Origin of the sequence: uncultured Thiohalocapsa sp., from assembly GCF_913063425.1 — a bacterium.
Classification (GTDB): domain Bacteria; phylum Pseudomonadota; class Gammaproteobacteria; order Chromatiales; family Chromatiaceae; genus Thiohalocapsa.
On record NZ_CAJXYK010000013.1, the window covers coordinates 52,399 to 70,772 of the forward strand.

An 18,374-nucleotide genomic window follows, 5' to 3' on the forward strand; every position below is an offset into this window, starting at 1 on the left:
CTGCGCCGGCCCGAGGGGGCGCAGAACCACTCAAGGCGCCCGCGGCAGGCGCCGGCGCGGGAGCCAATTGTGACGCCTTGGCGCGGGCCTGCCAATCGCGGCGGGCGCACGAGCTGACCCGGAGCAGGCGCCACCGTGCCACAAACCGCGTGCAGCCATGCCCACCCTGGAATCCCCTATACTCCCAGGTCGGCCGCGGGCGGGCCGTGCCGGCGCCGCCGCTGAGTCAGGAGACCGGCCGACCGACGGGATGGAAGCAGACAGAACATCATAAGGGGAAGCAGATGGGGAGGATACAGATGGATGCGAAGCTCGATGCCGTCGTGGACGGCCTGCGCGAAGCCCGCGGCGTGGCCGTGGCATTCTCGGGCGGGGTGGACAGCACGCTCATGCTCGCCTGTGCGCGTGAAGCCGTGGGAGCGGAGCGGGTTGTGGCCCTCACCGCCGTCACGCCCTACATGGTGCGCCAGGAGATCGGCGATGCGGTGGCCCTGGCAACCGCCATGGGGCTGCGTCACGAGCTGGTGGAAATGGACATGCCCGAGGGCATGGAGAACAACCCACCAGACCGCTGCTATCGCTGCAAGTATCGCATGTACGAGCTGCTGCGCGAGCGCGCCGGGCGGCTCGGGCTCGACACCCTGGTGGATGCGAGCAACCTGAACGATGCCGAGCAGAGCCGCCCGGGTCTGCACGCGCTGCGCGAGCTCGGCATCGGCACGCCCTTCATCCGCCACGGCATCGATAAGGCGCGGGTGCGCGCCATCTCCGAGACGCTCGATCTGCCCACCTGGCGCAAGCCCAGCAACGCCTGTCTGCTGACCCGTCTGCGCCACAACCACCCCATCTCCATGCGCGAGCTGCAGCGGGTGGAGGAAGCGGAGCGCCTGCTCGCGGGCATGGCGTTCGAGTCCGTGCGGGTGCGCAGTCACGGCAGTCTCGCCCGCATCGAGGTGGCCGCGCCGCAGCGCGAGCGCCTCATCCGGCACGCGGACGAGATCGGTTCGGCACTGCACGGGCTCGGTTTCCGCTATGTCGCGCTGGACTTGTTCGGCTACCAGCACGGCAGCATGGACGATCCGGGGGCATGAGGCTTCAGCCCGGCGGTGTCAAGACTGTGATCTCAGGCGGGCGGAGTCAGGCCTGAGGTGTCAAGCCTGAGGTGTCAGCAGGCGGCCGCCGGGCGTCCGGCCGCCGCTCACTGGAAATCGTAATGCTTCTCCACCGCCTCGGTGATGTCCCAGGTGCAGGCCAGCCCTGCCGGGAAGGTGATCAGATCCCCGCGGCCGAACTGCTGCGGCTCGCCGCCCTCCGGCGTCACCGTGAACTTGCCGCGGACGATGTAGCAGGTCTCGGTCTGATCGTAGGTCCAGGGGAAGGTGGAGGGCTCCTTCTTCCAGATGGGCCATTGCTCCACGCCCAGCACCTCCAGCTTGGCGGGTGAGGGCTTGCGCTCGCAGAGGATTTCCAGGTCTGACATGGGATGGTCTCCTTCATGAACGGATTCAGGCGGGCGGCGACCGCGCCCCGCTGCCAAATCCGGGCGGGCCGTCCGGAATCAAAGGGGTGGCAGGCGGCCCAGCAGCCCGGCAGCCTTTACAGGTCCTCGGTCTTCTCGGCCGCGGTGAGGGTGCCGACGCGGACCGCCGCGAGGTCCGCTTCGTCGATGTCGAGGCGCGTGCCGGTGAGATCCTCCGCCGCCCGCACCAGTGCCGCCGCGTCCAGGCCGTACTCGCGCAGCAGATAGGGCCGGCTCGCGCCATGGGCGTAGGTGTCCCGCAGCCCGAGCCGCAGCAGCCGGCGGCCGATGCCGTGCCCGGCCATGCGCTCCGCCACCGCAGCGCCGAGGCCGCCGATGATGCTGTGGTTCTCCATGGTGACGACACCGGCGCGCACAGCGGACAGGGCCTCCAGCACCGCCGGGTCGTCGAAGGGCTTCAGCGTCGACACGTGCAGGTGCCGCACGCCGAGACCCCGGTCCTGGAGCGCCGCCGTGGCGCGCAGGGCCTCCTCGGTGCAGATGCCGCTGGAGATCACGCACAGGTCGTCGCCGTCCGCCAGCAGCCGGGCACGACCCAGGCGCATGGGCTCATCCGCCGGGAACAGCCGCGGCACCTCACCGCGCAGCTGGCGGATGTAGACGGGGCCGTCCACTGCCTGGGCCACGTCCAGGATGGAGGTCACTTCGGTGGCATCGCCCGCCTCGAGCACCGTCATGTTGGGGATGAGGCGCATCAGGCCGACATCGTCGATGGCCTGGTGCGTGACGCCGCCCGGCGTCGTGAGCCCGGGCAGGAAGCCCACCAGCCGCACCGGCAGGTTGGGGTAGGCGATGGCCATGGCCACCTGATCGAACGGCCGGCGGGTGACGAACACCGCGAAGGTGTGGATGTACGGAAAGAACCCCTCCCGGGCGAGGCCGGCGGCGAAGCCCATCATGTTCTGCTCCGCCATACCGAGGGAGAAGAACCGCTGCGGATACGCATCGCGGAAGGCGTCGGCCTCGCAGGAGGAGGTCAGGTCCGCGGACAGCACCAGCACCTCGGGCTTGTCCGCAGCCCAGCGCACCAGATGATCGCGGTGCGGGCGGGTGACGGTCTCGGTCATGGAGCCGGCTCTCTTATCGTGTTGCGGTTCGGCGCGCGCATGGCATGAACCCGTGAGTACGGCAATGCAGTCGCACCGTGCGATCGTGGCGGTTTTGCCGACGTCACGCGTGGGTGGCGAAGTCCGGTACGTCCAGCGCAGCACTGGCCATCACGGCGAGGGCGACCTCGTTGCGGTCGTCATCTGTCAGATTATCGAGCCGGTCCATGGTGCGGCGCATGGTTTTGGCGGCAGGATGGGCGGAGCCGACCTCGGCTTCGCCGAAGCGAGCCCGCCAGCGTATCAGCTGAGCCTCATCGCGTGTCGCGAGCAGATGGAGAAAGCCGCTCTCCATGGCGGTCTGCGGAAACTCTTGTTCCATCTGCGCCCAAGCATCCGCATGTGCCGCTGTTTGCCAAAGACGGCAGGTACGCCAGGCCCAAGCATAGGGCGGCGGCTCCAAGACCGTATCCGGCTCCAGCCACTGCCGATAGAGGCCTGCCAGTGCATCACCCTGCTCGGCCTGCGCCCTGATCTCTGCAATCCGCTCGAACAGGTCGGGACCATCCCCCTGCGTTGCCAGGCGGGCGTCTGTCAATTCTGCCGACAGCAGTGCGCGTCGCTTGATCTCATCGATCGCACGGGACTGCGTATGCATGGGCACTCCCTGAACAGCGGTGTCGCTGACGGATTTGGGCTCGCGGTGCTCCAGCTGAGCGTCTTCCGCAGGCTCTCCCGCATCCATGTACGGGTCGAAATCCATATTGGCTGCCACTTCGCCTTGCAGCTTCTCCAGAAGCTGTTGCGCTGCTGCGTTCTCTGGATACCGCGAGACGAAGCCCGCCAGCAGCTCGATGGCCAGGTCCCGCTGTCCGCGTCGTTCCAGTAAGGCCGCAAGTACGATTCTTGATGGCGCATTCGTCGGATCACGGTCGGCGACCTGTCGCAGCCAGCGCTCCGCCTCGTCCCAGTGCGGCTCGCCGCGCCGGATGAGCAGGCGGGCGAGCACGACCCGGGAATGCTCGTGGTCTCGGTTACGGTCGGCGACCTGTCGCAGCCAGCGCTCCGCCTCGTCCCAGTGCGGCTCGCCGCGCCGGATGAGCAGCCGGGCGAGCTCGACCCGCGTATGCGCGTCGTCCGGAAACAGCCGCGCCATCTCGCGCAGGACCCATTCTCGGGGATCTTGGCGGCCGACGGCGATGAACCAATCTGCCCACAGCATCCAGCAGTAGGGATTGAGTGGCTCCCAGGTCAGCGCCTGTTCCACCAGAGTACCGAAGTGGTCGAGCCGATCCGCAGGTATCTTTTCCTGCTGGAGCAAGCGACCGCCCAGATTGTGCAGTGTGCGGACGAAGAAGTAGCTGTCGCCGGTTTGTACCGCGTAGACACGATTCTGTTCCAGGAGTCGGAACAGGCGCTCAGCCAACTGTTCAGCCGGCAGTAGAGCCGCCTTGATGTCATGCTCCAGCAGCTCACGGTCCTGTTTGGCAGCAGGCTGCACGCCCGCGCCTCGTTGTCGGCCACCGGTCCGCGCCTGGTTCAGCGGTTTGCGCAAAGCGTCGGCGAGGTCGCGCGCCCTGCGCTCCGCGCCCGGTCCCGCGAATCCGTCCAGCGCCTCCGACAGTACTGATTGCCAGTGCTGCGGGGACCGGGGGTAGTCGCCGCCGCGCCCCCGCAGGGCGGCAAGCTCGCGGTTGACGAAGGCTCGACCCGCTTGGGCGTCCGGATATGTGACCTGCGCATGGCGCAGCAGGGCGTTGAGCATCAGGACCTGGTTGCGGCGGGCGTCGTGCTCGTTCGGCAGGTTCCGCAAACCGACCAGCGCCGTGTTGAGGTACTCGGGGCGCGGATCGGCGGCCAAATGCAGCCAGGTGGCCGTGTCCGCGCTGTCCGGCTGGTCGCGTGTCAGCAGCCGCCAGCACTCCAACGCCGGGTCGCGGTCGGATCCCAGCCGCAGCGGCGTGAGCCAGCGCAGCCAGGCGTCCCGGGTCTGGCGGATTTGGTAGCGGGTGCTCGGCAGATTCAGCAGCTGCAGCGCCAGCAGTGCATCACAGAGCCGCTTGCCGTACACCGCAAACCCGAGTCGTTGCACCTGCCGGGCATAGTCGCGACGCATGGTCGTGAGCCACGCCAGCAGCGCGTCGTCAAGCCGGCGCCGATCCGCTGCCAGCTCGGGCTGCTCCGGAAACGCTTGGTACAACAGGTCCGGGACGTCCAGTCGCAGCCCGGAGCCGACGCCGGCGCGACCGCTGAACAGATCGGCCACGGCGCGCTCGGGATCCCGCGCGAACTGCTCACGCCAGCGCCCGATCATGTGCGACCCTGCATGGGCTCACCGAAGTCGTCACGGCCGCTGGCGTCCTGCAACGCGATCAGGTGGAGATCGCGCGCGTCTTGCAGCTGAGCATCTTTGCAGGCATGAGGTTGGTGAATCCAGCCGAGTTTCCACAGGTGCGGGCGGGTGTACTCGATGCGGCAGTGGATGATCTCGCAGGTGAGCGTATCGGCTTGCTCGGGCAGCAGATGCAGGGTGGCACCGTAGGTTTCTTCGCGCGGCACTGGGAAAAAGAATTCATGCATGCCACCGTCCAGGACGGTCGGCAGGGCGGCGGCGATCGGCAGCTTCGCGTCTGCTTGCGCAGAGATCACCTCTGCAAGCCGGTAGCGCATCAATGCGACCGGCATGGGCGCGCCACCGTCGGTGCCGTAGTGGCCGAGGCCAAGCCGGTCTCGAAGAGCATGCGGCCAGTCGTCGGCATCCGCCTCTTCCTTCACTTCGTCATAGAAGGCCGCGAAGGCGGGTCGCCCATCCCGCGCTGAGCTCCATGACGAGAAGAAGCTGTCGGCCGCCTTCTGGGCATCCGAGTCGCGACCGGAATCTGCTCGGGTCAGGATGTCCCGCAGTGCTTCCAGGGATAGCTGGGCGTTATTGAGGGCGCGTGTCAGCGATTCGATGCGCACAAGGCTCTGGTTGGGGTTGTTGCCGATGCCGGTCAACCAGGCGTCGCGGTTGATGGCGAGGAAGGCGTCCGGAACCGAGACCTTCGGACCCGCAACATACTGGTCGAGGTGCTTGGTATTCGCTTCAGCCCAGTCACCAGGCACCAAGTCCTCCGGGTCTTCCAGCACCTGCTCCAAGATCTCCAGAAATTGCTGCCAGCGGGCTGCGGACGCCCGTTCATCAAAACGGCAATTGTCGGCAACGGCGGCCTCTATCGGATCGACGGAGCGGCTCTGGCGGACAAGATACGCTTGAGTATCCATACGACTCTTCTCTTCGACTGGGTGTGCGAACCTCAGTGGGCTACTCGCCCGGGTATACCCTCAGGCAGCGGACGTCGTCCCTAGGCGTCGAAACTGTGTTTTACCATTTCTGAGCCGTGAGCTGTTTGCGGAAGAGTGCGCTTAATCCCCGCGCACCCAGGAATTCAGCGCGTTCTCGTAGGCCCGGCGCTCCGCGTCCGACGTGAAGCGCAGGTAGTGCAGCTTCGGTGCGCGCTTGCGCATGAGCTCGATGCCGCGGCAGGGGTCGGTGCGGGCGATGACCACAAGCGGGCGGTCGCCGGTGCCGAAGCCGTCTGCCGCGGCCGCCAGCGCGTCGCTGTCGTGCCCGTCCACCTCGTGCACGTCGGCGCCGAAGGCGCGCAGGCGCTCCGCCAGCGGCTCGATGGTCATGACCTCGGCCATGGCGCCGTCGCACTGCTGGGCGTTGGCGTCGATGTAGACGCCCAGGTTACCGATCCGGTGGTGCGCAAGCGCCGCGAAGGCCTCCCAGGTCTGGCCCTCCTGGAATTCGCCGTCGGACATGAACACCCAGACCCGACCCGTCTCCCCCTTCAGTCGGCGTGCCAGCGCGATGCCGCCGGCCTGGCTCAGGGCCTGGCCGAGGGAGCCGGCGGTGACCTCATGCCCCGGGGAGTGCTCTGCGCCGATGAGCTCCACGGTGCTGCCGTCCTGGTTGAAGGCGTCGAGTCCGTTCGGGCCAAGCCGCCCCAGCTCGATGAGCAGGGAGTAGAGCACCAGCGCATAGTGCACCGGCGAGAAGATGAAACGGTCCAGCGCCGGCCCCTGCGGCCCGTTGTAGTCGGCGCCGGTGAAGGCGTCCGGGTTGCTCGGCCCCGGCACACCGGCGAAGGGTCGCGGCACCAGCGGTGCTTGGCTCGCGCCGAGCCGCATGACGCGCAGATACAGCGTCGCCAGGGTCTCCGCGGACGAGCAGGCCTGGCTCAGGTAGCCGCCGTTGTTCTTGAGCGTGTAATCCAGCACGCGGCGGCGCACCGCATCGGCGACGCGGCGGACGGCTGCGGCTGTCGCGTCGGGGGGGATGCCGACGTCGGGGGCTGCGGGCGGGCGTTGTGCGGCTTGTGGCATGGCCTCGGGCATGGGTCGGTGAGCTGTGGTGGTCGCGGCTCGGCTTGCTGCGGCATTGTAGTCCGCCTGGCGTGCGGGCAATGCCGGGATGGACAGGAGCCTCAGTGCCCGGGTCTTGTCGCCAGGTAGAGTACGGGGCCGAACAACGGCACCTGCTGCCAGGCGGGCGCAGGCCCGAGCCCACGCCGGCGGCGGTCGGTCAGGGCGGCCAGGTGCAGGGCGGTGGTCAGCGCGATCAGGTCCGCGGTCATGACGGCGATGAACTGTGAGCCGGCAAACTGCGCTGCGAAGGCCGCCGGGCTGCCGGCCACCAGCGCAAAGCCCACCAGGCCCACGCCGATGAGGAGCATGATCCAGCCCGCCACCGGCGAGCCGATGGCGCGCACGAAGGCGCCGGGGGCGGTCTTCAGCGGCGCCCGGGTGTTGCGCAGCACCAGGTAGGGCAGCAGGATGATGCCGCCCAGAAAATAGGCGCCGATGGCAAACGGCCAGGGACCAACCGGGGAGTGCGGGCGGCCCGGGTCGTAGAGCAGGATGGCGAGGAAGGCCGTGGGCAGGAGCCCGAGCAGATTGAAGACGGCGATTGCGATGGGGTCCACCCGGCTCGTATCCGCCAGCGCCAGCGCCGTGACCTCGCCCAGGAAGTCCGCCGGCGCCGGCGGCGAGAACAGGAGCCAGTAGCCCACCAGCGCCAGCCAGAGCCCGGCGTAGGCCAGACGATCAGTCCGCCGATCAGTCGTCATGGGTGCGCAGCCGGCGTCTGACCCGGGGGCCGCTCAGTCGGCCTGCGCCGAAAGCGCCTGCCCGGTGGTGCCGGCGCCATCCGTGCCGAGCAGCCAGAGGTAGGCGGGCACGGCCACCTCCGGCGTCGGCAGGGTGTTCGGGTCCTCGCCGGGATAGAGCTGACGGCGCTGGGCCGTGCGCAGGATGCCGGGGTCCAGGCTGTTCACCCGGATGCGGGTGCTGTCGCGGGTCTCCTCCGCCAGCACCTGGGTCAGTCCCTCGATGCCGAACTTGGCCGCCGCAAAGGCGCCCCAATAGGCGAGCCCGCGGCGGCCGACGCGGTCTGACGTGAAGACGACGGAGGCGTCCTCCGCCGCCCGCAGCAGCGGCATGCAGGCCTGGGTGAGCAGGAAGGGCGCGGTGAGGTTGACGCGGGTGACCCGCTCCCATTCCTTGGCGTCGTAGTCGTCGATGCGGCTCAGGAAGGGCACGTAGCTTGCGCAGTGCACCAGCCCGTCCAGGCGCCCGAACTCATCGCCCAGGGTGGTGGCGACGCCCAGGCAGAGCTGCTCGTCCGCCGTTGCCAGGTCCAGCGGCAGGCTCGCGGGCTCCGGACTGCCGTCGGCCTCGATCTCGTCGTAGACGCCTTCCAGCCGGTCCTCCTCCTTGGCGCACAGCACCACGGTTGCACCATGGCGGGCGGCGGCGCGGGCGACGGCGCGGCCGATGCCCTCCACGGCACCGGTGACGAGCACGACGCGGTCGCGCAGCAGATCCGGGCTTGGCTGGTAGTCCTGCATGGTCGGGCGGGGCACTGCGGGGCCTGACGCGGTCAAGATGAAAGCCCGCTAGGCTAACACTTCGTTGCCCGGCAACCCATGGGGAAACGCAATCGCGCAGCGCGGGCTCGGTGTGCCCAGGCTGCGTCAGCTCACGGCGAGGATCTGCACCCGCGCGCGCAGACCGCGGCGTGCAAGGGGGTGGTTGAAGTCCACGCGCAGGTGCGTGTCCGTCACGGCCAGGACGGTGCCCGGCGTCTCCTGTCCGCCCGGGGTCTCGAAGGCGATCACTTGCCCGGGCTCCGCGGCGAAGCCCGGCGGCAGGTCATCGACGGGCAGGTCGTGTACCAGGCCTGGGTCCACGGCGCCGAAGACCGCGGCGCCCTCGGCGAGCAACTGGGTGTCCGAGCCCGCCGGCAGGTCGAGCAGCATCTCCTCCAGGCCCGGTGCCAGGGTGCCGTCGCCCATGACGAAGCTGAGCGGCTCCCCGGCGAACGTGGAGAGCACTTCGGTGCCGTCCTCCAGCGTCAGGGACAAGTGCAGTATGACCCGGCTGTGCGGGCCGATGCGCGGTGCGTCGGCGGTCATGGGCAAGGACGGCGAGCCGGTGGCCGGCACCGCCCCGGCGGCGTCAGGCCAGAAGCTCCTGGGTGACGAACAGATAGCCGACGCTGACGGTGACGACGGCGATGGTCAAGTACGGGATCAGCATACAAAAGCCGGGCAGATCGTTGCACACCTTGCTGAGACGACAGAGCTTGCAGTTCTTCATCACCTGGATCCTCACCTGATCCGCGGGCAGTTGGTCGGGCGGCTCAGCGGCGGCGACTCGCCACCCTGAGGGCCGTTGCGCCGGCACCTGGGGTTAATACCTAGAGCGTCGCTAGATTACCCGTGAATATTTGTCGGAATCAAGGGCTCAGTCACGGCGTTGTCGCGGCCCGTCGGCGACGCAGACCACAGCGGCAGGCCGGGATGGCCGGCGGTGCGCCCGCAGCCGCTGTCACGCCCCAGCGGACCCGGCGACCGGGCGGCGCAGCATTGCTATGCTGTCGGTCCCAAAAAGCGCAGGAATCAGAGCCAGATGTCACAGCCAGCAGACGCCGCGCACGCCGTCTCCGAGCAATCCCCGCGGGTGGGCTTCGTCAGCCTCGGCTGCCCCAAGGCCACCGTGGATTCGGAGCGGATTCTCACCCAGCTGCGGGCCGAGGGCTACGGCATCTCGCCGAGCTATGACGGCGCCCATCTGGTGGTGGTGAACACCTGCGGCTTCATCGATGCCGCGGTGGACGAGTCCCTTGCTGCCATCGGCGAGGCGCTGGACCAGCACGGCAAGGTCATCGTCACCGGCTGCCTCGGCGCGCGCGCGGAGCTGATCCAGGAGACCCATCCACGGGTGCTCGCCGTCACCGGCCCACATGCCTACGACGAGGTGATGGACGCGGTGCACCTGCACCTGCCGCGCCCCGAGCCGCATCCGGCGGCGCCCTTCACGAGCCTGCTGCCGGAAACCGGCATCAAGCTCACACCGGCCCACTATGCTTACGTGAAGATATCCGAGGGCTGCAACCACCGCTGCAGCTTCTGCATCATCCCGAGCATGCGTGGTGACCTGGTGAGCCGCCCCGTGGGGCAGGTGCTCGCCGAGGCGGCGCGGCTGGTGGACGGCGGTGTGCGGGAGCTGCTCATCATCTCCCAGGACACCAGCGCCTACGGGCTGGACCTGAAGTACCGCACCGACTTCTGGCAGGGCCGGCCGCTGCGCACCGACATCGAGAGCCTCGCCCGCGGCCTCGGCGAGCTGCCCGCCTGGGTGCGGCTGCACTACGTCTACCCCTACCCACATGTGGACCGGCTGGTGCCGCTGATGGCAGACGGCCTGATCCTGCCCTACCTGGATATGCCGCTCCAGCACGCGAGCCCCGCCGTGCTCAAGGCCATGCGCCGGCCGGCGGCCGCCGAGAAGGTGCTGGAGCGCCTGGCCGACTGGCGGCGCATCTGCCCGGAGCTCGTCATGCGCAGCACCTTCATCGTCGGCTTCCCCGGCGAGACCGAGGCCGACTTCGAGGCGCTGCTGGCCTTTCTGGAGGCAGCCCGGCTCGATCGTGTCGGCTGCTTCGCCTACTCGCCCGTGACGGGCGCCGCCGCCAACGCGCTGCCGGACCCGGTGCCGGAGCCCGTGAAGCAGGAGCGCCTGGCGCGCTTCATGGCCGCCCAGGCCGAGATCAGCCGCGCCAAGCTCGCCGCCCGGGTCGGCCAGCGCATGACCGTGCTGGTGGATGAGGTGCTCGAAGACCAGGTCATCGCCCGCAGCTATGCCGATGCCCCGGAGATCGACGGCAGCGTCATCATCGACGGTGCCTGGGAGCTTATGCCGGGTGATTTCATCGAGGTGGACATCACCGCCAGCCTGGAGCACGACCTCATCGGGGAGCCGGTCTGCGACTGAGGGCCGTGGGGACGGCGTCCCCGCCGCGAGGAGCTGAGGCAGCCGCCCGGCCTCAGTCGGCTGCATCGGCGTCTGCTGGTGCCAACCGATAGACCTGAGTCACGCCGTCCATCCCGGGCACGAGCAGATTCCGGTCGACGCAGGCCTGGAACATATCCTCCACCTGCGCGGCCGAGAGTGCCCGGTCGGGCAGCGCGGCGCGCGAGCGCAGCTCCCGGACGATGCGCCCCCGGGACAGGCTCTCGCCGAACTCGGCGTAGATCTGTCGCAGGATGCCATCGATGTCCACATGGCCCGCGATCTCGAGCCCCGGCACCCGCAGTGTCTGCGTGGGTGCCGACGCCCCGAGCTCCAGCAGCGCCTGGGCATAGGCGACGGCGTCGGCGTCCTGCGGCGCAAGCCCGAGCAGCTCCACCGTCTTCGCGACATCCAGGTCCGGCCGTGCGGTCCGCGCCTTATACACGACGCTGCGCTCGTAGAAGGTCACCAGTGCCGACAGGGAGTCGATCTCCGGGACGAAGCTCATGCTCCGGTCCTTGTGCGGGAGATGATCCTGGTCCGGGTGAATGTTGAAGACCCGGGATTGCCAGAGCACCGTGTAATACTTGGTCAGAATTGCGGCGGACAGCGTGCGGTCGTTGGACGCCTCCGCCACCAGCTGGACGAGCTGCGTGCGGGTGAAGGTCGGCTGCGCCTTGGCCGAGCGATAGATCTCGCGCAGAATCTGGCGCCGGCGCCCGGGATCGACCTCGTAGCGATAGTCGCGCAGCCCGCTTTCGCGCAGCAGCGTCTCCAATGGGTCCTGCGCCTGTTTGTGGGCCTCCTTGCCGGCGTCGGCCGCGAGCCTGACGACGATGTCACCGCCCGGTACGTCGGCGATGGCCGCCACATCGGGCAGCGCCTTCAGAAAGCCCTTCAGAGACTGGAAGCCGTAGTCACTGACATCAAAAGTGGGCGAGAGCTCGCGGCGCAGCGCGGGCACGATCTTGGCGCCCAGGATGCCGTCCGGCTCCCGCGCCAGTACGCGGCGCAGCGCCTTGCGGGCGCCGTTCAACTCGCGCCCGCCGGGGCCGCCCGCTTCCGTGGCGCCGTCTTCGGCATAGGTGCGGCGCAGCGCGGCGTAGGACACGAAGCGATCACACAAGGCCGCGAAGTCGTCGCTCACCGCATTGTCGGGGGCGACGCCCACCACCCGCTTGCCGCGGCGGCGCAGCGCCTTCAGCACGTGAATGAAGTCCCGGTCCCCGGAGACGAGCACGAAGGTGGAGATGGCCGGCAGCTCCCACATGGTCTCGATGGCATCCACGGCGAGCTTGACATCGACGGCGTTCTTCTGGCGCTTGGCGAGGACGTGCACCAGGTCGATGCCGAGGTTGTAGAGATCGAACTGGAATTGATTGATCTCGCGCAGACGCCAATCGGCGTAGGCCCGGGCGGAGACGACGTTGCCGTACTCCTCCGCCAGCGAAAAAATCAAACTGATATCCAGGTGCTCGGCCGTGGACTCATCGCCATAGGTATCGGCGATGCCGCGAACCAGGTTCTCGAAGTCGAACAACAAACAGACTTGGTCGTTGACCGTGGATGACATGCTGCATCTCCCAGCCGCTGTGAGTCCGATGCCCGGTCAATACCGGTGCATTCTTGGGTTATCGGCCGGGACAACAGCCCCGGCATTGGTCTGTACCCGAAGGGCACGAAGACAGATGAGCACCAGGTCGGACGCGCGGCACGCAGGTCCGGTTCCGCGCGCGCCCGCGATGGGCTCGCAGCCGCCGCAGTGGTGCGCTCAAGCAGGGGCCTAGGCGGCATGATGCGTTCTGCTGCCACACGCCCCGCCCCGGGGTGAGCCGGGCAGGGGAATGGGTGGGCGCGCGGGGGCACCGGGCAGATGCCGATCCCCGGCGGGGTCCGTAGCGCGGTGTGCTTGTGCATGCGTCCCAAAGCGTGGCGGCGCCGACTGCGGTGGGGGACAGGCAGGTCCGTTGGCCTGGACTCTGACCCCAGGCTAACGCGAGCACGGCGATGCCCGCAACGGAAAGTGTGCGCTGACGGCGCGACGCGGTGTCTGTCACCGCTGCGCCCGCGGTGCGTGATCGGACGCTCGCCGGCATGGCGCGGCGCCCGGACTGTCACCCCTGCGCCCGCGGTGCGTGATCGCCCTGGCAGGGTTGGTGGGGCTGCGACAGCGCCACCCGACCATCAGGGGCTGGCGCATGCGCCATGTGGGGTCAAGCCGGGCTGCACCGCCCCGGACCAGCTCGTTGCCCCGCCCCAGGGGCGCGGGCGAAAGGCGACTGTTGGCGGGGCCGGCCCCTGCTGCGCGATGCGCCGTTGGGCGGGGCTGGTTGCGGTGGGCGCCGCGGCGGGCAAGGCGCGGGCGCACTCAGGTGCAGTCGAGCAGCACCTTGAGCACGCCGGGCTCTGCGGCCCGGCGCAGGGCCGCCTCGGCGCGGGCGAGCGGCAGGCACGTATCGATGAGCGGTGTGGGGTCCACCAGCCCCTGGGCCAGGAGGCGCAGGGCCGCGGGGAAGGGCCCGCAGCGGGAGCCGACGACGCTGATCTCGTCCACCACCAGTCCCGCCAGGTCCACCGACACCTCCCCCGCATAGGTGCTCTTCAGCACCAGGGTGCCGCCGGCGCGCAGTGCACGCCGTGCGAGCGCCAGGCCACCGGGCGCACCGCTCGCCTCCACGGCCAGGTCGAAGCCCGCCGCCGGTACGTCGTCTTCGGCGAGCCAGGGGATGCCGACGTTCGCCAGCAGGGTGCGCTGGCGCGCGCGGCGGGCCACCACCGCCAGGTTGCAGCCGGTGAGGCGCAGCACCTGCGCGATGAGCTGCCCGAGCCGGCCCGCGCCCACCACCAGCACGCGGGTCTCGGGGCCGATGTGCACTTGCCGGGTGATCTGCAGGGCTGCCGCCAGCGGCTCAGTGAACACGGCGGCCTCGTCCGACACCCCGGCCGGCACCGGATGGAGGTTCTCAAGCGGCAGGGTCAGATACTCGGCGAAGGCGCCGTCATGGCCGCGCATCCCCAGCACTTGCCTCCGCTCGCAATGCTTCCTGCAGCCTCGGCGGCAGGCGTCGCAGTGCCCGCAGGCGATGTTAATCTCCCCGACAACACGAAGACCGACAAGGCTTGGCTCTGAAGGGCAGACGACGACGTCCCCGACAAACTCGTGCCCCAGTATCCCGCGGAATCCAGCGTAGCCGCGCACCACCGCCATGTCCGAGCCGCATACACCGGCCTGCCGTACACTTACGAGCGCGTCGCCAGTCCTGGGAACGGGAACGGGTAAGTCGGAGCGCACAGCAGGGTTCCCGTCGAGGACGAGTCCGGACATCGCTTTGCTGGGGCGCAGCGCCTTGGTCTGGGCTTGTTTGTGCATGGCGTGGATCAAGTAGGATATGGTCAAATGCTTGTCGCTGCGTTGAAGAGCTAGGTCCCGCCGCGCAGACGACCGCGACAAACGGTTATCCTACCGGCCGGATTGGGGGTTGCCGCTGGTGTGTGCTATGGCGTGTACACGGGCAGTTGTCGGGACAGAGCCGCTGAAGCCGATTATGCCGACGAGGATGTGCTCGCTCGCCACGATTCCCAAGCCGCCGGCTTCTGTGCCCTTCGGCACACCCTCCGGGTTTGCCCTCTATGGTGACTCTCGGGTCTGAAGTTCCAGCCCAGAGCCTCTCCAGGCCCGCAAGGGGGCAGGATATCGGAACGGTGGTCTACGACGCGCCTAGGGGCCAGCATGGAATCGCGGCACGTCTGCCGCTGCAGGCGTTCGCCGCCAGCGCGCTACGAAGCTCCGTGGACAGCGCGATTCGACGTGATTCAGACCGCTTCGTACAAACCGCGTTGCGTTAGAATCCTTCTCGCCGTCGACGAGATTACCCGAATTGGAGACTATGCCTTCCGATGCTGCCAGGTCGCCATCAGTCGCGCAGCCCAAGCCGCTCTGGTTCCAGGCGCTCGCGAAGCAGCAGCCCACCGTACGAACCTGCAGCTTCCCCAGCCCGAAAACCTTAGCACGCGCGATTGTCCCAGCGATTGCGGCGACTCTGGGCGTTGTGCGGGAACGTACAGTGTGAAGTTTTTAGCACTCGCGCTACTCGCCGTTTTCGCAGCGATCGTGATTTTCCCCCAGGAGTTTGCGGCTTTGCTCAGGCGCTTACACCATTTCGCACGGGCGATCAGGACGTTCCGGGTCAGCAAACTAATCGAAGCAGCGTCTCTCAGGAAGATCAAAACCAAGCTCACAGCTGCCGATATGCCCCGTCTTGAGTTTCTTCTCATTTTACTGGTCGGCTACCTTTCGGTTGTTCTGTTCGTACCTATGCTGCTCTTAACAGGACCAGAGCCGGAGTGGCTGCGTTTGTTTTATTGGCCCACCGAGCACCCAGTGAGAGTCATGGCGGCAGTCACCGCGTCACTGACCGTGCTGGTCATATTTGCGTGGCTGAAGGTCCCGACGGAGGTCGAGCGTATCGGCGAACAAGCTGGCTCAAGCGATTCAGCTTATATGACACTTACCTGGTTGGCGGCTGGGTTGGCCTTCTTGCTCTTCTGGTTTTTGCCCAAAGCGGAGGGCCAAGGAGGAGCTGCGCCGCTCTTCGGATGGCATCACCTTGGGCTGCTTTCCATCCTGGTCCTGAGTTGGCGACTTTGGGTCTTCAATAGTAAGCGCTACCAAGGCCTGGAATCAGAAATTGTCGCCGGACGAAAGCCGGACCGATACGGCCAATGGCTCATTGATCGGGCGTACGAGCATCGCTTTTCGTGGTCGTTGATTGTGCCCATCACCCTCGCGGCCAGCCTTGGCAGTGTCGCCCCATTGTTGGTCGGGGAGATCGTCATTCGGGTGACAGAAGTCGTTGAGCGTCGGACAGACCACAGTGAGCTCCACAAAGCCGAGGGCGAGGTGTCAGAAACTCAGTCGGCGACAGCGGCGTCCTCGGGACAACGGACGTCCATGGACCAGAGCCCTCGGACCGAAATCGCGGGCCGCGGCTTAAGCGCCGTTTTTCTCGCGCTGACGGGCCTGCCGCTGCTGAGCTATGCATGGTTCATTCGTGCTTACGAGCGGGAGCGCGAGCTCAAGCGGAACGAGTCCGAGCACTCATCGGGCGAATTCAGTCGGCTCATGGAGATTGCTGCGGGGGGCACCAGCAAGGGTGAGCGCGACACCAGCACCGCGAATGTGGTGCTTCGCCGTACTGCCATCCGCCAGTTGCAGGACTTCTTGAACGGTTCCCGCGCACCGCTCCAATGCCGCAGCAACAGCGCGGCCATCTTCGAGCTGTTCTCATCGGTCGTCCGCGCCGAATTCGAGCGGTTCGAGGCCGCGGTAAACGATGGTAAGCCTCGCCCCGCTGCGCTGGACGATGCCCGGCGCAACCCGCTGATTTTGACCATCGGCGCGGTGCTGCGTGGCGTTTACGGGCAGACTGGCAGGCGCGGCCCCAGCAGCCACAGCCGCCATACATGGAGTAAGCCTGCAATCATCGTCAGCGCCAACAGCCTTGCGGACCTGCACTTCGATCTGCTCGACCTGCGCGACGTGGACTTCGGCGGTCTTGACCTCTCCCGTTGTACCTTCCGCGACGCGCGTTTGAGCCATGCGCGGTTCTATGGGGCGGTCATGCCGCACGCTGACCTCTCCAACGCTGAGATGCTCAACGCTAACCTGGATGGGGTGCAGCTGGATCAGGCTCTCTTGATGCGTGCAAATCTATCCTGGTCGTCAATGCGGTCAGCCTCGCTACGCGAGGCCCGACTCGAGCACGCAGCCCTCATTGGGCTGCAGCTCGAAGGCTCTGACCTCAGTCTGTCGAGCTTCGTTGGGGCCAACCTGAGCATGGCTGCGCTCGATTTGCAGACCAACCTCATTGGATGCAATCTCAGGCAAGCGGTGCTGATCGGCATCCAGGGGCTCCGCAAGGGCGATAAGCCCGAAGAGGACGAGCCTGAAAACCCAGCCGCGGGGGACGCGGGCCAGCAGTGGGCGAAGTCGATTCCGGGACTTGACGTCGCCGGCGCCTACTGGGAATCTGATCCGCAGCGTATCCCGACGCGCATCGAACAGGGGGACGTTACGTGACTTCCCCCCGTTTTTCCGACAACCTCTAAGGGCCAGTCCAGATGACCGAGCTCACGAAACGCAGTCTGTTCAATCAGCAGGCGTTGGCGCTGATGCCGCTTTGCATCGCCCTCAATATCGCTCTCGGCGGCGTGGTCCACTTCCTGAAGCTGCCGATTTATCTGGATGCGACGGGCACCATACTCGCGACCCTGTTGCTCGGGCTGCCTGCCGGGGTCATCGTCGGCGTCGCAAGCTTCCTGCTGGCGTCCCTGGTCATCAGCCCGGTCTACGTCTTTTTTGTCGGCACGCAGGCGGCGATTGCAATCTACATTTATCTGGTAGCCCGCTACCTGCACGGCTTGCTGAGTACCCCGCGGGCCATCGCGACCGGCATCGGTCTCGGTGTCCTGGCCGGTGTTGTGAGCGCGCCGATCATTGTGTTGGTTTTTGGTGGCGTCTCCGGCAGCGGTCGCGATCTGGTCACGGCCTTGATTGCGAGCAGCGGTCAGCAGATTCTCAATGCGGTCATGCTCTCCGGTGCGGCCAGTGAGCCGATCGATAAGACCCTGCAAGTCCTGATCGCCTTTTCGCTGCTGCGCGGCAGCCCGAAAGGACTGCTCGAACGCTTCCGCAACCCGTGGTTGGTCGGCAATGGCTTCCTCAAAGCGCCGGGCTGACGATCACATTCCCGAGCCTTGGGCTCGCGGAACTGCGACGCTGGTCGCAGTCATTGGAGTGTTCGTTTGTACCGATCCGACTGCGCTGATGTTGTTCTGGATCGGCCTGCTGTTGCTGCTGTACCTGGTCGGCATACTGTCACTGCATCTGCATTTCCTATTGTTTGTCTGGGTGCCCTTGTGTCTGGGATTGCTCTTGGTTTGGGGCGTCGCGATCCCAGCGGGCAACAGTGCGGGATTCGGGCTCGGGAGCGCGGAAGCCTATCGGACTGCGCTGATTGCGCTGCGCATCGGAGCGTTTGCCGCACTCCTGCAGCTGTGCTTCGTGCCGCTCTTGCACCGTTCCGAGCTTGTTGTGACACTGACGGCTTGGGGTCTGAGGGGTAGTGCCCTCGTTCTCGCCGTCGCCTCAATGACGCTGATCGACGACCTGCGGTATCGGGTGGATCAGGTAATGTCAGCCCGCATCGCCCGCGGACTGGCTGCGCGTAATACCCTGAGTCGCGTTCTGCAACTGCCCGCAATGTTGCGCCCTCTGCTGGTGTTCGTGCTGACTAGCGCCGTACGCCGTAGCGAGCTCTGGACACACCGGGGACTGGAACGTCGACTAGCGCAGATTCCGGTGGAGAATGGCTTCGGCTCGCGCTCGGTCTCCGTCCTGATATTGGCCGGGGCAATCGCTTGGCTTGCTGCCTCGCTTCTCCTTTGAA

General features: G+C 67.2%; 16 protein-coding genes. 5 read left to right on the plus strand and 11 right to left on the minus strand.

From position 1 onward, the window contains the following. Positions 1-299: 299 nt before the first annotated feature. Positions 300-1,091, plus strand: coding sequence for an ATP-dependent sacrificial sulfur transferase LarE (gene larE / locus QZ607_RS09440; RefSeq protein ID WP_295882153.1), 792 nt, complete (start codon positions 300-302; stop codon positions 1,089-1,091). A gap of 107 nt (positions 1,092-1,198) precedes the next feature. Here the strand turns inward: larE and QZ607_RS09445 are convergent, their stop codons facing one another. From QZ607_RS09445 to QZ607_RS09485, 9 genes are all read right to left on the minus strand, one after another. Then, positions 1,199-1,480, minus strand: a complete 282-nt coding sequence (locus QZ607_RS09445; RefSeq protein WP_295882154.1) for a cupin domain-containing protein — start codon at positions 1,478-1,480, stop codon at positions 1,199-1,201. 116 nt (positions 1,481-1,596) lie between these two features. Further along, entirely contained in the window at positions 1,597-2,607 is a 1,011-nt protein-coding gene (locus QZ607_RS09450) for a transketolase C-terminal domain-containing protein (protein WP_295882155.1), read from the minus strand. Positions 2,608-2,710: 103 nt separating this feature from the next. Continuing rightward, the gene (locus QZ607_RS09455) at positions 2,711-4,702 is read right to left on the minus strand and encodes a tetratricopeptide repeat protein (protein WP_295882156.1); all 1,992 of its coding nucleotides are present in this window, start codon (positions 4,700-4,702) and stop codon (positions 2,711-2,713) included. Positions 4,703-4,896: 194 nt separating this feature from the next. Continuing rightward, positions 4,897-5,850 (minus strand): hypothetical protein, encoded by a 954-nt coding sequence (locus tag QZ607_RS09460; RefSeq protein WP_295882157.1) that lies wholly within the window; start codon positions 5,848-5,850, stop codon positions 4,897-4,899. A gap of 141 nt (positions 5,851-5,991) precedes the next feature. Next, a complete protein-coding gene (locus QZ607_RS09465; protein WP_295882158.1) occupies positions 5,992-6,957 on the minus strand; it encodes a 1-deoxy-D-xylulose-5-phosphate synthase N-terminal domain-containing protein in 966 nt (321 codons plus the stop codon). A 101-nt stretch (positions 6,958-7,058) separates the two neighbouring features. Next, a complete protein-coding gene (locus QZ607_RS09470) occupies positions 7,059-7,700 on the minus strand; it encodes a hypothetical protein (RefSeq protein ID WP_295882159.1) in 642 nt (213 codons plus the stop codon). A 33-nt stretch (positions 7,701-7,733) separates the two neighbouring features. Next, positions 7,734-8,480, minus strand: coding sequence for a YciK family oxidoreductase (locus QZ607_RS09475; protein WP_295882268.1), 747 nt, complete (start codon positions 8,478-8,480; stop codon positions 7,734-7,736). Positions 8,481-8,606: 126 nt separating this feature from the next. After that, positions 8,607-9,047, minus strand: a complete 441-nt coding sequence (locus QZ607_RS09480; RefSeq protein ID WP_295882160.1) for an FKBP-type peptidyl-prolyl cis-trans isomerase — start codon at positions 9,045-9,047, stop codon at positions 8,607-8,609. Between the two features lie 43 nt (positions 9,048-9,090). Next, positions 9,091-9,231, minus strand: a complete 141-nt coding sequence (locus tag QZ607_RS09485; RefSeq protein ID WP_295882161.1) for a hypothetical protein — start codon at positions 9,229-9,231, stop codon at positions 9,091-9,093. 312 nt (positions 9,232-9,543) lie between these two features. Here QZ607_RS09485 and rimO point away from each other — a divergent pair, with 312 nt between their 5' ends. Further along, positions 9,544-10,908, plus strand: coding sequence for a 30S ribosomal protein S12 methylthiotransferase RimO (rimO, locus tag QZ607_RS09490; protein WP_295882162.1), 1,365 nt, complete (start codon positions 9,544-9,546; stop codon positions 10,906-10,908). Positions 10,909-10,960: 52 nt separating this feature from the next. On the opposite strand, the gene QZ607_RS09495 is transcribed toward rimO, so the two are convergent. Both QZ607_RS09495 and QZ607_RS09500 read right to left on the minus strand, forming a co-directional pair. Beyond that, entirely contained in the window at positions 10,961-12,499 is a 1,539-nt protein-coding gene (locus QZ607_RS09495; RefSeq protein ID WP_295882163.1) for an NYN domain-containing protein, read from the minus strand. 795 nt (positions 12,500-13,294) lie between these two features. Then, positions 13,295-14,296, minus strand: coding sequence for an alcohol dehydrogenase catalytic domain-containing protein (locus QZ607_RS09500; protein ID WP_367268174.1), 1,002 nt, complete (start codon positions 14,294-14,296; stop codon positions 13,295-13,297). A gap of 696 nt (positions 14,297-14,992) precedes the next feature. On the opposite strand from QZ607_RS09500, the gene QZ607_RS09505 reads away from it, so the two are divergent. The 3 genes from QZ607_RS09505 to QZ607_RS09515 all read left to right on the plus strand — a co-directional run bounded on the left by QZ607_RS09505 (position 14,993) and on the right by QZ607_RS09515 (position 18,373). Then, complete coding sequence (locus QZ607_RS09505; protein ID WP_295882164.1) at positions 14,993-17,005, plus strand: pentapeptide repeat-containing protein; 2,013 nt, start codon at positions 14,993-14,995, stop codon at positions 17,003-17,005. Between the two features lie 41 nt (positions 17,006-17,046). Further along, positions 17,047-17,664, plus strand: coding sequence for a hypothetical protein (locus QZ607_RS09510; protein ID WP_295882165.1), 618 nt, complete (start codon positions 17,047-17,049; stop codon positions 17,662-17,664). Between the two features lie 88 nt (positions 17,665-17,752). Beyond that, the gene (locus QZ607_RS09515; protein WP_295882166.1) at positions 17,753-18,373 is read left to right on the plus strand and encodes a hypothetical protein; all 621 of its coding nucleotides are present in this window, start codon (positions 17,753-17,755) and stop codon (positions 18,371-18,373) included. Position 18,374: the final 1 nt, after the last annotated feature.